This is a genomic window from Enterobacter sp. RHBSTW-00901, from assembly GCF_014103115.1.
Lineage (GTDB): Bacteria > Pseudomonadota > Gammaproteobacteria > Enterobacterales > Enterobacteriaceae > Enterobacter > Enterobacter cloacae_P.
The window spans coordinates 1,228,080-1,244,538 of the sequence record NZ_JABXPB010000001.1; the positions used below are offsets into that span (position 1 = coordinate 1,228,080).

Here is a 16,459-nt window from a genome sequence, read left to right on the forward strand (position 1 = left end):
CTACGTGTTTATTGGATTTGACTACGGTACGGCAAACTGTTCGGTTGCGGTTATGCAAAACGGGCAACCACAGCTCCTGAAAATGGAAAAAGAGAGCACGCTGCTGCCGTCAATGCTCTGCGCACCCACGCGCGAAGCGGTCAGCGAATGGCTGTTTCGCCATCATCAGGTTCCGGCCAATGCCGCAGAAACCCAGGCGTTGCTACGCCGGGCCGTCAGTTTTAACCGCGAGGAAGACATCGACGTTACGCCTTCCAGCGTGCAGTTTGGTCTTTCTTCGCTCGGACATTACATTGACGACCCGGAAGAGGTTTACTTCGTTAAATCACCGAAGTCCTTCCTGGGTGCCAGCGGCCTGAAGCCACAGCAGGTGGCAGTGTTTGAAGATCTGGTGTGCGCCATGATGCTGCACATCCGTAATCAGGCACAGACGCAGGTTTCCGATGCAATCACTCAGGCAGTTATTGGCCGCCCGATCAACTTCCAGGGGCTGGGTGGTGACGACGCTAACCAACAGGCACAGGGGATCCTTGAGCGTGCCGCGCACCGTGCAGGTTTCCGTGATGTGGTGTTCCAGTATGAACCGGTTGCTGCGGGGCTGGATTTTGAAGCCACGCTGACGGAAGAAAAACGCGTGCTGGTCGTGGATATCGGCGGTGGTACAACGGACTGCTCGCTGCTGTTGATGGGGCCACAATGGCACTCGCGTCGCGACCGTGAAAACAGCCTGCTGGGACACAGTGGTTGCCGCGTGGGTGGTAACGATCTGGATATCGCCCTGGCGTTCAGGAGCCTGATGCCGCTGCTTGGCATGGGCGGACAAACGGAAAAAGGGATCGCCCTGCCGATCCTGCCGTGGTGGAACGCTATCGCCATCAACGATGTTCCCGCGCAAAGTGATTTTTACAGCACCGCCAACGGTCGCTTCCTGAATGACCTGGTGCGCGATGCCCAGGACGCCGACAAAGTCGCGCTGCTGTACAAAGTGTGGCGTCAGCGTCTGAGCTACCGCGTGGTGCGCACCGCTGAAGAGAGCAAAATTGCCCTCTCCAACCGTCCTGAACATGCGGTATCGTTACCGTTTATCAGCGACGAGCTGGCAACCGCGATTTCACAGGAAGGGCTGGAAACAGCACTCACCCAGCCTCTGCAGCGTATTCTGGAGCAGGTTCAACTGGCCCTGGAGAACGGTAAAGAGAAGCCGGATATCATTTACCTGACCGGCGGTAGCGCCCGTTCGCCGCTGATCAAGAAAGCGCTGGCGGAACAACTGCCGGGGATCCCGATTGCCGGGGGCGATGACTTCGGCTCGGTAACCGCAGGGCTTGCCCGCTGGGCGCAGGTAGTGTTTAGCTAGTGTTGTTACGGTGCGGTCTGGTGCCCGCACCCCGGTCCTCTCCCACAGGGAGAGGGCGAACACACCCCAAACGGCATTGCCGTTTTGCGTTGACCTCCATTCAGACAATTCCAGACAGTCTTCCATATTTCCTCCATTTTTCCACCGTCTTGCCTGACTAAACTAGTATCATCCCCCGAAGTGTTTCAGGATGAGAACGTATAACGATGAAAGGCCGTAACAAATCCCGCTGGGCAATCGCCGCTGGCATCATTGTGGTGGTTCTTGCCGCCGCCTGGTACTGGCACAGTCAATCCGCTGAACCAACGTCAACCGCAAGTGCCAGTAACCCACCACAGCGCTCTGCGAGCGGTGGTCGTCACGGTATGCGCAGTGGCGCTCTGGCTCCGGTTCAGGCCGCGACGGCGGTGAGCAAAGCGGTACCCCGTTATCTCACAGGCCTGGGAACCATCACGGCGGCAAAGACCGTGACGGTACGCAGCCGCGTCGACGGTCAACTGATGGCGCTTCATTTCCAGGAGGGGCAGCAGGTCAACGCCGGTGATTTACTGGCGGAAATCGACCCGAGCCAGTTTAAGGTTACCCTCGCTCAGGCGCAGGGACAGCTCGCCAAAGATAAAGCCACGCTCGCCAACGCCCAGCGTGATTTAGCCCGCTATCAGCAACTGGTAAAAACCAATCTCGTGTCGCGCCAGGAGCTGGATACCCAGCAGTCTCTGGTCAGCGAATCCCAGGGCACGATAAAAGCCGATGAAGCCACCGTTGCCAGCGCGCAGCTACAGCTCGACTGGAGCCGTATTACCGCGCCGATTAGCGGACGCGTCGGCCTGAAACAGGTGGATATCGGCAACCAGATCTCCAGTGGCGATACCACCGGGATCGTGGTCATTACGCAAACTCACCCTATCGATCTTGTTTTTACCCTGCCGGAGAGTGATATCGCCACCGTCGTGCAGGCGCAAAAAACCGGGCAAGCGCTGGTGGTGGAAGCCTGGGATCGCACCAACAAGCAGAAACTCAGCGAAGGTTCCCTGCTGAGCCTCGATAACCAGATCGACACCACCACCGGCACCATCAAGCTGAAAGCGCGCTTTAACAACCAGGATGATGCCCTCTTCCCGAACCAGTTTGTGAATGCGCGGATGCTGGTTGCCACCGAGGAAAACGCGGTGGTGATCCCAACGGCTGCACTACAGATGGGTAACGAAGGTAACTTTGTCTGGGTGCTAAACAGTGACAACAACGTCAGCAAGCATCTGGTGAAAGCCGGGCTTCAGGACAGCCAGACGGTGGTGATCAGCGCCGGGATTGCCGTGGGCGACCGCGTGGTGACCGACGGCATAGATCGCCTGACCGAAGGGGCAAAAGTCGACGTTGTTGAAGCACACGGCAGCACCGCATCAGACGCTGCACCCACGAAGCGGGAGCATAAGAAACAGGGAGCGGCCTCCTGATGCAGGTCATGCCACCCAGCACGACAGGTGGGCCATCACGCCTGTTCATCATGCGCCCTGTCGCCACCACGTTGTTGATGGTGGCTATCCTGCTGGCCGGGATTATCGGCTACCGCTTCCTGCCCGTTTCGGCGCTGCCGGAAGTGGACTACCCGACGATTCAGGTTATCACTCTCTACCCCGGAGCCAGCCCGGATGTGGTGACGTCGGCCATTACCGCCCCACTCGAGCGCCAGTTTGGCCAGATGTCGGGGTTAAAACAGATGTCCTCGCAAAGTTCCGGCGGGGCATCCGTAGTGACGCTGCAGTTCCAGCTCACGCTGTCGCTGGATGTCGCCGAGCAGGAGGTGCAGGCTGCGATCAACGCGGCAACCAACCTGCTGCCGTCTGACCTGCCTAACCCACCGGTCTACAGCAAAGTCAACCCGGCCGATCCGCCGATCATGACCCTCGCGGTCACGTCATCCGCCATGCCGATGACTCAGGTTGAAGATATGGTCGAAACCCGCGTGGCACAGAAAATTTCGCAAGTGTCTGGCGTGGGTCTGGTCACGCTGGCGGGCGGGCAGCGCCCGGCGGTTCGCGTGAAACTTAACGCCCAGGCGATCGCCGGGCTGGGGTTAACCAGTGAAACCATTCGTGCGGCCATCAGCAATGCCAACGTCAACTCGGCAAAAGGCTCGCTGGATGGCCCGGCCCGTGCCGTCACGCTCTCTGCAAACGATCAGATGCAGTCCGCCGATGAGTACCGCCAGCTGATTGTGGCGTACCAGAACGGCGCTCCCGTACGCCTGGGTGATGTGGCGACCGTTGAACAAGGGGCGGAAAACAGCTGGCTTGGCGCATGGGCCAACAAACAGCCGGCGATCGTGATGAACGTTCAGCGCCAGCCAGGTGCAAACATCATTGCAACCGCCGACAGCATTCGTACCATGCTGCCGCAGCTGATTGACAGTCTGCCGAAGTCGGTCAGCGTGAAGGTCCTCTCTGACCGCACCACCAATATTCGCGCGTCGGTTACCGATACTCAGTTCGAGCTAATGCTGGCGATTGCGCTGGTGGTGATGATTATTTACCTGTTCCTGCGCAACGTGCCCGCAACCATTATCCCCGCCGTTGCCGTACCGCTCTCGCTGGTCGGCACGTTCGCGGTGATGGTGTTCCTCGGTTTTTCGATTAACAACCTGACGTTAATGGCGCTCACCATCGCCACCGGTTTCGTGGTGGATGACGCCATCGTGGTGATCGAGAACATCTCACGCTATATCGAAAAAGGCGAAAAACCGCTGGCCGCCGCGCTGAAGGGGGCGGGTGAGATCGGTTTTACTATTATCTCGCTGACCTTCTCACTGATTGCAGTGCTGATCCCACTCCTGTTTATGGGTGATATCGTCGGACGTCTGTTCCGTGAATTTGCCGTCACGCTGGCAATCGCAATCTTAATCTCTGCCGTGGTGTCGCTGACGCTGACGCCGATGATGTGCGCCCGCATGCTGAGCGTTGAGTCCCTGCGTAAGCAAAACCGCTTCTCCCGCGCCTCTGAACGTATGTTCGAACGCATTATTGCCGCTTACGGACACGTGCTGGCGAAAGTGCTCAATCATCCGTGGGCGACGCTGAGTGTAACCCTGGGTACGCTGGCACTGAGCGTGATGCTGTGGATCTTCATCCCTAAAGGTTTCTTCCCGATTCAGGATAACGGCATTATTCAGGGTACGCTGCAGGCACCGCAGTCGGTTTCGTTTGCCAACATGGCACAGCGCCAGCAGCAGGTATCTGAGACAATCATGAACGATCCGGCGGTCGAGAGCCTGACGTCGTTTGTTGGCGTGGATGGTACTAACCCGTCGCTGAACAGCGCTCGCCTGCAAATCAACCTTAAACCGCTGAGTGGCCGTGATGACCGCGTGCAAACGGTGATTGAACGTCTGCAAACCGCCGTGGCACGCGTGCCGGGCGTTGAACTCTACCTGCAGCCGATTCAGGATTTAACCATTGATACGCAGGTGAGCCGCACGCAGTACCAGTTCACGCTGCAGGCGACCACGCTCGACGCACTCAGCACCTGGGTTCCGCAACTGGTGAATAAACTGAAAGCGCAGCCGCAGCTCTCCGACGTCAGCAGCGACTGGCAGGACAAAGGTCTGGCAGCGTATGTGAACGTCAACCGTGACACCGCCAGTCGGCTGGGCATCACGATGGCCGATGTGGATAACGCACTGTATAACGCCTTTGGTCAGCGTCTGATCTCCACGATTTATACCCAGGCGAACCAGTATCGCGTGGTGCTGGAACACAACACCGAAAACACCCCGGGGCTTGCCGGGCTGGACTCGGTACGCCTGACCAGCAAAGACGGCGGCATTGTGCCGTTAAGTGCAATTGCGAATGTGGAAGAGCGCTATACCCCACTGTCGATAAACCATCTGGATCAGTTCCCGTCCACCACCATTTCGTTCAACGTGCCGGACAATTACTCGCTGGGCGAAGCGGTTGAAGCCATTGTGGCCGCTGAAAAAGCGCTGAGCTTCCCGTCAGATATTCAGACCCAGTTCCAGGGCAGTACGCTGGCGTTCCAGGCCGCGCTGGGTAACACCATCTGGCTGATTGTGGCGGCGGTCGTGGCGATGTACATCGTGCTCGGCGTGCTGTACGAAAGCTTTATTCACCCGATTACCATCCTCTCCACCCTGCCGACCGCGGGCGTAGGGGCACTGCTGGCGCTGATGCTGGCAGGCAGCGAACTGGACGTCATTGCCATCATCGGGATCATTCTGCTTATCGGGATCGTGAAGAAAAACGCCATCATGATGATCGACTTTGCCCTCGCCGCCGAGCGCGAGCAGGGGATGTCGCCACGCGATGCCATCTTCCAGGCCTGTCTGTTGCGTTTTCGTCCGATCCTGATGACGACACTCGCCGCCCTGCTGGGTGCCCTGCCGTTGATGCTGAGTACCGGTGTAGGGGCCGAACTGCGCCGCCCGTTGGGGGTGGGTATGGTCGGCGGTTTACTGGTCAGCCAGGTGTTGACGCTCTTTACCACACCGGTCATTTACCTGCTGTTTGACCGTCTGGCGCTGTGGGCGAAAAGCCGCTTCCCGAAACGTGAAGAGGAGGCATAAGTGAAGTTTTTCGCCCTCTTCATTTACCGACCGGTGGCGACGATTTTAATTTCGCTCGCCATCACCCTGTGCGGCGTGCTGGGCTTCCGGCTGCTGCCGGTGGCTCCGTTGCCGCAGGTGGATTTCCCGGTGATCATGGTCAGCGCCTCGCTGCCTGGCGCATCCCCGGAAACCATGGCATCGTCCGTCGCCACGCCGCTGGAGCGCTCGCTCGGGCGGATTGCGGGGGTCAACGAAATGACCTCCAGCAGTTCGCTTGGCAGCACGCGTATTATTCTGGAGTTTAGCTTTGACCGCGATATAAACGGAGCCGCGCGTGACGTGCAGGCGGCTATCAACGCCGCGCAAAGCCTGCTGCCGAGCGGGATGCCGAGCCGCCCGACCTACCGCAAAGCCAACCCGTCCGATGCGCCGATTATGATCCTGACGCTCACTTCGGAGACTTACTCTCAGGGACAACTGTACGATTTCGCCTCCACACAGCTGGCGCAGACCCTTTCGCAGATTGACGGTGTGGGCGATGTGAGCGTTGGCGGTAGCTCCCTGCCCGCCGTGCGCGTGGGTTTAAACCCACAGGCGCTGTTTAACCAGGGGGTGTCGCTGGACGAGGTGCGCACCGCCATCAGCAATGCCAACGTGCGTAAGCCACAAGGGGCAATTGAGGACAGCGGCCATCGCTGGCAGATCCAGACCAACGACGCGCTGAAAACCGCCGCTGAATACCAGCCGCTGATTATTCACTACAACAACGGCGCGGCGGTACGCTTAAGCGATGTCGCCAGCGTCACCGACTCGGTACAGGATGTCCGCAACGCGGGGATGACCAACGCCAAACCGGCGATCCTGCTGATGATCCGCAAGCTGCCGGAAGCCAATATTATCCAGACGGTGAACAGCATCCGCGCGCGATTGCCGGAGCTACAGGAGACTATCCCGGCTGCAATTGACCTGCAGATTGCCCAGGATCGCTCTCCGACCATTCGCGCCTCGCTCGAAGAGGTAGAACAGACGCTGGTGATCTCCGTCGGGCTGGTTATCCTGGTGGTCTTTTTGTTTCTGCGCTCCGGGCGCGCAACGCTCATTCCCGCCGTGGCAGTGCCGGTCTCGCTGATTGGGACATTTGCCGCCATGTATCTGTGCGGCTTTAGCCTCAACAACCTGTCGCTGATGGCCCTGACCATCGCCACCGGGTTTGTGGTGGATGATGCCATTGTGGTACTGGAGAACATCTCCCGTCATCTGGAAGCCGGCGTGAAACCGCTTCAGGCTGCGCTTCAGGGCACGCGCGAAGTGGGCTTTACGGTGCTTTCAATGAGTTTGTCGCTGGTGGCGGTGTTCCTGCCGCTGCTGCTGATGGGCGGGCTTCCCGGCCGCCTGCTGCGCGAGTTTGCGGTGACGCTCTCCGTCGCCATCGGTATTTCGCTGGCTGTCTCGCTCACGCTCACGCCGATGATGTGCGGCTGGATGCTCAGGCGCAGCAAACCGCGTTCGCAGCCGCGTCGCAAGGGGTTTGGTCGTGTCCTGATGGCCATGCAGGGAGGCTACGGTAAATCACTGAAGTGGGTACTGAACCATACGCGGCTTGTCGGGTTAGCGCTTATCGCCACGATCGGGCTTAATGTCTGGATGTATATTACCATCCCGAAAACCCTCTTCCCGGAGCAAGATACCGGCGTGTTGATGGGCGGTATTCAGGCTGACCAGAGCATTTCGTTCCAGGCAATGCGCGGTAAACTGCAGGACTTTATGAAAATCATCCGCGAGGACAAGGCGGTGGATAACGTCACCGGTTTTACCGGCGGCTCCCGCGTCAACAGCGGGATGATGTTTATCACCCTTAAACCGCGTGATGTCCGCAATGAAACCGCACAACAGGTGATTGACCGCCTGCGAGTGAAGCTTGCCAAAGAGCCCGGGGCAAACCTGTTTTTGATGGCCGTTCAGGATATCCGCGTGGGCGGGCGTCAGGCCAATGCCAGCTACCAGTACACCCTGCTTTCTGACGACCTGGCCGCCCTGCGCGAGTGGGAGCCGAAGATCCGCAAAGCGCTGGCCGCACTGCCACAGCTGGCGGACGTGAATTCCGATCAACAGGACAACGGTTCTGAGATGGATCTGACCTACGATCGCGACACTATGTCGCGTCTGGGGATTAATGTTGAAGCGGTCAACAGCCTGCTGAACAACGCCTTCGGTCAGCGCGAAATCTCGACCATCTACCGGCCGATGAACCAGTACAAAGTGGTGATGGAGGTTGACCCACGCTACACCCAGGATATCAGCGCGCTGGATAAAATGTACATCATCAACAGCGACGGCAAACCCATCCCGCTCTCCTGGTTTGCCAGCTGGCGGCCTGCGAACGCGCCGCTGTCGGTTAACCATCAGGGGCTTTCGGCTGCGTCGACCATCTCCTTTAACCTGCCAACCGGCTCGTCGCTTTCCGAGGCCAGCGATGCTATCAACCGCGCCATGACCCAGCTTGGCGTACCGTCCACCGTACGCGGCAGTTTTGCCGGCACCGCGCAGGTGTTCCAGCAGACGATGAACTCGCAGGTCATTTTGATTCTGGCGGCCATTGCGACGGTCTATATTGTGCTTGGCGTGCTGTATGAAAGCTACGTCCATCCGCTGACCATCCTCTCAACCCTGCCATCAGCGGGCGTCGGGGCGTTGCTGGCGCTGGAATTGTTTGGTGCTCCATTCAGCCTGATAGCATTAATCGGGATCATGCTATTAATAGGCATTGTGAAGAAAAATGCCATCATGATGGTCGACTTTGCGCTGGATGCCCAACGTCACGGCAATCTTCCTCCGGAAGAGGCGATATTCCAGGCCTGCCTGCTGCGTTTTCGTCCGATCATGATGACCACGCTGGCGGCACTGTTTGGTGCGCTACCGCTGGTGATATCCGGTGGCGACGGCTCAGAGCTGCGCCAGCCGCTGGGTATTACAATTGTCGGCGGGCTGGTGATGAGCCAACTGCTGACGCTCTACACCACGCCGGTGGTCTATCTCTTTTTCGACCGCCTGCGAATGCGTTTTTCGCGTAAAAACAGAACCACGGTGACCGAGTAAATGACCGACCTCCCCGCGAATGTTCGCTGGCAATTATGGATTGTCGCCTTCGGCTTCTTTATGCAGTCGCTGGATACGACCATCGTCAACACCGCCCTCCCCTCGATGGCCAAAAGTCTCGGGGAGAGCCCGCTGCACATGCATATGGTGATTGTCTCCTACGTGCTGACAGTCGCCGTGATGCTGCCTGCCAGCGGCTGGCTGGCGGATAAAGTGGGGGTAAGGAATATCTTTTTCACCGCCATTGTGCTGTTTACCGTCGGTTCGCTGTTTTGCGCGCAGGCCAACACCCTCGACCAACTGGTGATGGCACGTGTGCTGCAAGGGTTTGGCGGCGCGATGATGGTCCCCGTCGGGCGGCTGACGGTAATGAAAATTGTGCCGCGCGAGCAGTATATGTCGGCGATGACCTTTGTGACCTTACCTGGACAGATTGGCCCGCTGCTCGGCCCCGCGCTGGGCGGGCTTCTGGTGGAATACGTCTCCTGGCACTGGATCTTCTTAATTAACCTGCCCGTGGGTATCGTCGGTGCTATCGCAACCCTGATGCTGATGCCTAACTACACCATGCAGACGCGGCGCTTTGACTTCTTTGGTTTCATGCTGCTGGCATCCGGGATGGCCATGCTCACGCTGGCGCTCGACGGGCAAAAAGGGCTGGGGATTTCATCCCTGACGCTGGGCATTCTGGTCACCCTCGGTATCACGGCAATACTGGGGTATCTGTGGCATGCCAGAGGCAACGCTAAAGCGCTGTTCAGCCTGTCGCTGTTTAAAAACACCACCTACCGTCTGGGCCTGCTCGGCAGCTTTGCCGGACGAGCCGGTAGCGGCATGCTGCCGTTTATGACGCCGGTATTTCTGCAGATTGGGATGGGGTTCTCACCGTTCCATGCAGGCTTAATGATGATCCCAATGGTGCTTGGCAGTATGGGGACGAAGCGCATTGTGGTGCAGGTGGTGAACCGCTTTGGTTATCGTCATGTGCTGGTAGTCGCCACGCTGGCACTGGCGCTGGTCATCCTGCTGTTTATGGCCGTGGCGCTGATGGGCTGGTACTACGCCCTGCCGCTGGTGTTGTTCTGCCAGGGGGTTATCAACGCCATGCGCTTCTCATCAATGAATACCCTGACGCTGAAAGACCTGCCGGATGAGCAGGCGAGCAGCGGCAACAGCCTGCTGTCGATGGTGATGCAGCTTTCCATGAGCGTAGGGGTCACCATCGCGGGCCTGTTGCTCGGCATGTATGGGCAGCACCATCTCAGCGTTGACACCCCGGTCGCTCACCAGGTGTTTTTATATACCTATCTCAGCATGGCGGTGATTATTGCCCTGCCCGCATTCATCTTCGCCAGGGTGCCGGATGATACCAGTAAAAACGCCGTGATCCGGCGTGGCAAAAGGAGTGAACCATGAAATTCTGGCGTCCTGGCATTACCGGTAAACTCTTTGTCGCAATATTTGCCACCTGCATCGTCCTGCTGATCACCATGCACTGGGCGGTACGTCTCAGCTTTGAGCGCGGGTTTATTGATTACATCAAACACGGTAACGAGCAACGCCTGCAGGGGTTGAGCGATGCGCTGGCCGAGCAGTATACCCTGCACGGAAACTGGCGTTTTTTACGCAATAACGACCGCTTTGTGTTCCAGATCCTGCGCTCGCTTGAGCATGATACCAACGACGATCGTCCCGGCCCCGGCATGCCGCCGCACGGATGGCGCACGCAGTTCTGGGTGATCGACCAGGATATGCACGTTCTGGTTGGCCCGCGCGCGCCGGTTCCGCCGGACGGAACCCGGCGTGCCATCAAGGTGAATAATGAGGCCGTTGGCTGGGTTATTGCCTCCCCGGTCGAGCGCCTGACGCGCAACACCGATATCAACTTTGATCGCCAGCAGCGCCGTACCAGCTGGCTGATTGTCGCACTCGCCATACTGCTTGCCGCGCTCGCCACCTTCCCGCTGGCACGCGGCCTGCTCGCGCCGGTTAAACGGCTGGTGGAAGGTACGCACAAGCTGGCCGCCGGGGATTTCACCACCCGCGTGGACACCCAAAGCCAGGACGAACTGGGTAAACTGGCGCAGGACTTCAACCAGCTCGCCAGCACGCTGGAGAAAAACCAGCAGATGCGACGCGATTTTATGGCCGATATTTCGCACGAGCTGCGCACCCCGCTGGCAGTACTGCGTGGCGAACTGGAAGCCATTCAGGACGGTGTGCGTCAGTTCACCCCTGAATCCGTGGCCTCCTTACAGGCGGAAGTAGGCACGCTGACCAAACTGGTGGACGACCTGCATCAGCTCTCGATGTCGGACGAAGGGGCGCTGGCTTATCAGAAAGCCCCGGTGGACGTGATCAACATTCTGGAAGTTGCCAGCGGAGCCTTCCGCGAGCGCTTTGCCAGCCGCAACCTGAAAATCCATCTCTCCCTGCCGGACAGCGCCGTGGTGTTTGGTGACAGGGATCGCCTGATGCAGTTGTTCAATAATCTGCTGGAAAACAGCTTGCGCTACACTGACAGCGGCGGCGGGCTACATATCTCCGGTAAGCAGGAAAACGGGCGTTTTGCCCTCACCTTTGCGGACTCCGCCCCTGGCGTGCAGGACGCACAACTGGAAAGATTGTTTGAGCGTTTTTATCGCACCGAAGGCTCCCGCAACCGCGCCAGCGGCGGCTCCGGCCTGGGGCTGGCGATTTGCGTCAACATCGTCGAAGCGCACAACGGCACGCTGCGTGCCGCCCATTCGCCTTTTGGCGGGGTTAGCATTACAGTAGAGTTACCTCTGGAACGGGATTTATCGAGAGAAGCATGACCGAGTTACCGATTGACAAAAACACACCGCGCATTTTGATCGTGGAAGATGAGCCTAAGCTTGGGCAGCTGCTGATCGACTATTTACGCGCCGCAAGCTATGCCCCGTCGCTGATCAGTCATGGCGATCAGGTGCTGCCATATGTACGCCAGACACCGCCGGATCTGATTCTGCTGGATCTGATGCTACCGGGCACAGACGGCCTGACCCTGTGCCGGGAAATTCGTCGCTTCTCCGACGTCCCCATCGTGATGGTGACCGCTAAAATCGAAGAGATTGACCGTCTGCTGGGGCTGGAAATTGGCGCAGATGACTACATCTGCAAGCCGTATAGCCCGCGTGAGGTCGTCGCCCGCGTGAAGACCATCCTGCGCCGCTGCAAACCGCAGCGAGAACTGCAAACGCTGGACGCGGAAAGCCCGCTGATCGTCGACGAAGGTCGCTTCCAGGCGAGCTGGCGCAGTAAACTACTGGATCTCACTCCTGCCGAGTTCCGCCTGCTGAAAACCCTCTCCCACGAGCCGGGGAAAGTATTCTCCCGCGAACAGCTGCTGAACCACCTGTATGACGATTATCGCGTCGTCACCGACCGCACCATCGACAGCCACATCAAAAACCTGCGTCGCAAGCTGGAAGCTCTTGACCCCGATCAGTCATTTATTCGCGCGGTGTATGGCGTGGGATATCGGTGGGAAGCGGATGCGTGCAGGATTGTTTAACGTAGCCAGACGCGTTTAAGGATAAACCCTGAGTAAAAGCGGCAGTTGTTAGCTAAAAGAACAGACACTGCGCAGAGCACATTGCTGAAAAAAAACCGCGGTTTGCTTTATAAAGCGTCTTGATTTTGTTGGAAAACTGGCGAGGGGCGCGCTCTGTCTTTTCATGGTGTAACCCTTCGCTGTCCCCCTGGATCCGACATATGGGCTTTACCATTACTGGCAATATCGCAAAACCGCCTGATAACAGGCACCGCTAAGCGACCAAAAGGTTTACCTCCCCGCTCCGCAGCGCTACAATGCCCGCCCTTAAAGTAGGGGATCATCCCCTTACCGCGACACCGTGTGTATGCGGATCTGACCTGTCATCAGAACGAGAACAAACATGTTTAAACCGGAACTCCTTTCCCCGGCGGGAACGCTGCAAAATATGCGTTACGCTTTCGCTTATGGTGCCGACGCCGTTTACGCGGGCCAGCCGCGCTACTCGCTGCGCGTGCGCAACAACGAATTCAACCACGAGAACCTGCAGCTCGGCATCAATGAAGCGCATGAGCTGGGCAAAAAATTCTACGTCGTTGTTAACATTGCGCCGCACAACGCCAAGCTGAAAACGTTCATCCGTGACCTGAAGCCGGTAGTGGATATGGGGCCGGACGCGCTGATCATGTCAGACCCGGGTTTAATCATGCTGGTGCGGGAGAACTTCCCGGAAATGGATATTCACCTCTCCGTGCAGGCCAACGCCGTAAACTGGGCGACGGTGAAATTCTGGAAGCAGATGGGGCTCACCCGCGTCATTCTGTCTCGCGAACTTTCCCTCGAAGAGATTGAAGAGATCCGCACCCAGGTGCCGGATATGGAAATCGAGATCTTCGTCCACGGTGCGCTGTGCATGGCCTACTCTGGCCGCTGCCTGCTTTCTGGCTATATCAACAAGCGCGACCCGAACCAGGGAACCTGCACCAACGCCTGCCGCTGGGAATATAACGTCCAGGAAGGCAAAGAAGATGACATCGGTAATATCGTGCATAAACACGAACCGATCCCGGTCACTAACGTTGAGCCTACACTGGGCGTCGGCGCACCGACCGACAGCGTGTTTATGATTGAAGAAGCCAAACGTCCTGGCGAGTACATGACCGCCTTTGAAGACGAGCACGGCACCTACATCATGAACTCCAAAGACCTGCGCGCCATCGCACACGTTGAACGTCTGACCCAGATGGGCGTGCATTCGCTGAAAATCGAAGGCCGCACCAAGTCCTATTACTACTGCGCGCGTACTGCGCAGGTGTACCGTAAAGCCATCGACGATGCTGCTGCCGGTAAACCATTCGATACCAGCCTGCTGGAAACGCTGGAAGGTCTGGCGCATCGCGGTTACACCGAAGGCTTCCTGCGTCGTCACACGCACGACGACTACCAGAACTACGAGCACGGCTATTCAGTTTCAGAGCGCCAGCAGTTTGTTGGTGATTTCACCGGCGAGCGCAAAGGCGCACTGGCCGCCGTCGCCGTGAAGAACAAGTTCACCAAAGGCGACAGCCTGGAGTTGATGACCCCGCAGGGCAACATGAACTTCACGCTGGAGCATCTGGAAAACGGCAAAGGTGAAGCGATTACCGTTGCACCTGGCGATGGACATACCGTCTGGCTGCCGGTTCCGGAAGAAGTGGAGCTGAAATTTGCGCTGCTGATGCGTAATTTCGACGGCGAAAGCACCCGTAACCCACACAGCAAGTAGTTAATCAGGGGGATTTTTTCGCGCCGGGATAATTCTTAGAATCGGATCACATACCGCTTCGCTCAATAAGGGTATTATCCTCTCCGCTGAAAAACATAACCCATAAATGCTAGCTGTACCAGGAACCACCTCCTTAGCCTGCGTAATCTCCCTTACGCGGGCTTATTTTTTATCTATAGTCCCCCGCCGACACAAGAGCTTTAGCAATATCGGAGGGTGTCTGACGCTTCGAATGTAAAATTCATGTAAAATGTCTGGTAACGCTTAGTTGAGAATATCAAAAGGATCCTGAGAAATGAGCAACTATATTTCTGAAGCGCTTGGTGATTACAAAGCATATTTGCTAGTATTTTTCGCGCTGTTATTTTTTATGAAATTACCAAGCATCAGTTTCTTTACGGGACTGATTCTAAAATTATTTCGAATTAAGTACTCAGATAAAGAGTACTGCGAATATGATGAAAAAATTTACAACCAGCAGTTATTTAGACTAAAAAATGGCGTGAGAGTAGCGTCAACTGACGATGCAAAATTAATATCCACGGCCCTGAATGAAGGAAAAATTGAACGATCAACATTGCGTTTCACAGGGCTGTTTGGCGCGGTGGGCGTCAAAAGAACGATGCGGCTAGAGGCTGTCAGCACAATGTTTTTTGGTGTTCTGTTCATTATCACCGCATGTGGCATCCTCTATGATGCACCGTACATGAAAGCAGGTTATGTCACATACAATATCAGCGATAGCGAAAAATTATATATTTCTAAATACCGTGTATATGATAAAAGGAACAACCACTCCTGGAATAAAATTGAATGCATGGACATCATCAAAAATTCAGCGTCTGCTCAATACCTTAAAGATGCATGCATTTATATCACAACTGATGATGGCGATCTTCGTGCAGAATTACAAGATGCAATCAACTCTGAAACAACCGGGAAAAAGGTGCTTGCTGGACTCATCACCATACTGTTTGCTACAGGTGGGTTGATAATGGTAGGTTTCAATAATTTCCTTAATTTAAATAAAACCGTATGTGATTTAAAAGGTATTCGATAGCGTATCAACAGTGGGTAAAGGAACACAGGATGCCTCATCCCATTGGATGGGTTCCAGCTTTCATCCTGTTCCTACCCGCTTTTTTCCTCCCTGCGATACACTTTTTGATAACGCTACAAAAGGGAGCAGCGCGGATGGCAACGTATCCAGACAGTTTATTGATTCTGAACGGCAAGAGTGCCAGTAATGACATACTGCGCCAGGCGGTGGTCGATTTGCGGGAAGATGGTGCCCATATTCACGTACGGCTCACGTGGGAAAAAGGCGATGCCGCGCGGTATGTTGCCGAAGGCGTACAGTTGGGCGTCAACACGATTATTTCTGGCGGTGGTGACGGCACCATCAACGAGATAGCGACGGCCCTGATCGGCCTGAACGTGGACACACGCCCGGTGATGGGCATTTTACCGCTCGGTACAGCAAATGATTTTGCCACCAGCGCGGGGATACCGGAGGATCTGAGTAAAGCGCTACAGCTTGCCATTCTCGGGAAAGCAACCGCAGTCGATATTGCACAGGTAAACGATAAAACCTGCTTTATCAATATGGCGACGGGCGGATTTGGTACGCGCATTACCAGTGAAACACCGGAAAAGCTGAAGGCGGCACTGGGCGGCGTTTCCTATCTCATCCACGGTCTGATGCGAATGGATACCCTGAAACCCAATCGCTGCGAAATTCACGGGGATGATTTTTACTGGCAGGGTGATGCGCTGGTGATCGGGATCGGTAACGGTCGTCAGGCGGGCGGTGGGCAACAGCTTTGCCCGGAGGCGCTGATCAATGATGGCTTACTGGCACTGCGCATTTTCACCGGTGACGGGCTGCTGCCAGCACTGTTTACCACCCTCACCCAACCGGAGAAAAGCCCGAACATCATTGATGGGCAATCCGCCTGGTTTGAGGTGAATGCACCGCACGGAATGACTTTTAACCTTGATGGCGAACCGTTGAGCGGGAAGCGGTTCCGAATTGCGGTTGTACCAGGAGCGTTGCAGTGTCGATTGCCACCAGATTGTATGCTGCTGCGCTGATTGAATTGCCGGGTAGCGGTTAGCCTGACCCGGCCTGTATTTTGCGCCCTCTCCCGTGTCGGAGAAGCGTCAGTT

The 16,459-nt window shown here is 56.7% G+C and carries 10 protein-coding genes; all 10 read left to right on the forward strand.

From position 1 onward, the window contains the following. Window positions 1-4 precede the first annotated feature (4 nt). The 10 genes from yegD (at window position 5) to yegS (ending at window position 16,384) form a co-directional block, all read left to right on the forward strand. A complete protein-coding gene (gene yegD, locus HV318_RS06010) occupies window positions 5-1,357 on the forward strand; it encodes a molecular chaperone (protein WP_182271998.1) in 1,353 nt (450 codons plus the stop codon). A 206-nt stretch (window positions 1,358-1,563) separates the two neighbouring features. Further along, window positions 1,564-2,811, forward strand: a complete 1,248-nt coding sequence (locus tag HV318_RS06015; protein ID WP_182271999.1) for an MdtA/MuxA family multidrug efflux RND transporter periplasmic adaptor subunit — start codon at window positions 1,564-1,566, stop codon at window positions 2,809-2,811. Next, the gene (locus tag HV318_RS06020; protein ID WP_182272000.1) at window positions 2,811-5,933 is read left to right on the forward strand and encodes an MdtB/MuxB family multidrug efflux RND transporter permease subunit; all 3,123 of its coding nucleotides are present in this window, start codon (window positions 2,811-2,813) and stop codon (window positions 5,931-5,933) included. The genes HV318_RS06015 and HV318_RS06020 overlap by 1 nt, the downstream gene beginning before the upstream one ends. Then, entirely contained in the window at window positions 5,934-9,011 is a 3,078-nt protein-coding gene (mdtC, locus tag HV318_RS06025) for a multidrug efflux RND transporter permease subunit MdtC (RefSeq protein WP_182272001.1), read from the forward strand. Continuing rightward, window positions 9,012-10,427, forward strand: a complete 1,416-nt coding sequence (locus HV318_RS06030; RefSeq protein ID WP_182272002.1) for an MFS transporter — start codon at window positions 9,012-9,014, stop codon at window positions 10,425-10,427. It begins immediately after the preceding gene. Continuing rightward, on the forward strand, window positions 10,424-11,827 hold the full coding sequence (gene baeS, locus HV318_RS06035) for an envelope stress sensor histidine kinase BaeS (protein ID WP_182272003.1): 1,404 nt from the start codon (window positions 10,424-10,426) through the stop codon (window positions 11,825-11,827). The genes HV318_RS06030 and baeS overlap by 4 nt, the downstream gene beginning before the upstream one ends. Further along, window positions 11,824-12,546, forward strand: a complete 723-nt coding sequence (baeR, locus tag HV318_RS06040; protein WP_182272004.1) for an envelope stress response regulator BaeR — start codon at window positions 11,824-11,826, stop codon at window positions 12,544-12,546. Before baeS ends, baeR begins: the two co-directional genes overlap by 4 nt. 382 nt (window positions 12,547-12,928) lie before the next feature. Beyond that, window positions 12,929-14,290 (forward strand): prephenate-dependent tRNA uridine(34) hydroxylase TrhP, encoded by a 1,362-nt coding sequence (gene trhP, locus HV318_RS06045; protein ID WP_182272005.1) that lies wholly within the window; start codon window positions 12,929-12,931, stop codon window positions 14,288-14,290. A 295-nt stretch (window positions 14,291-14,585) separates the two neighbouring features. Next, window positions 14,586-15,350 (forward strand): hypothetical protein, encoded by a 765-nt coding sequence (locus HV318_RS06050; RefSeq protein WP_182272006.1) that lies wholly within the window; start codon window positions 14,586-14,588, stop codon window positions 15,348-15,350. 134 nt (window positions 15,351-15,484) lie between these two features. Beyond that, window positions 15,485-16,384 carry a lipid kinase YegS gene (yegS, locus tag HV318_RS06055; RefSeq protein ID WP_182272007.1) on the forward strand — a complete coding sequence of 300 codons (900 nt, stop codon included), beginning with the start codon at window positions 15,485-15,487 and terminating at the stop codon, window positions 16,382-16,384. The last annotated feature ends 75 nt before the right edge of the window (window positions 16,385-16,459 follow it).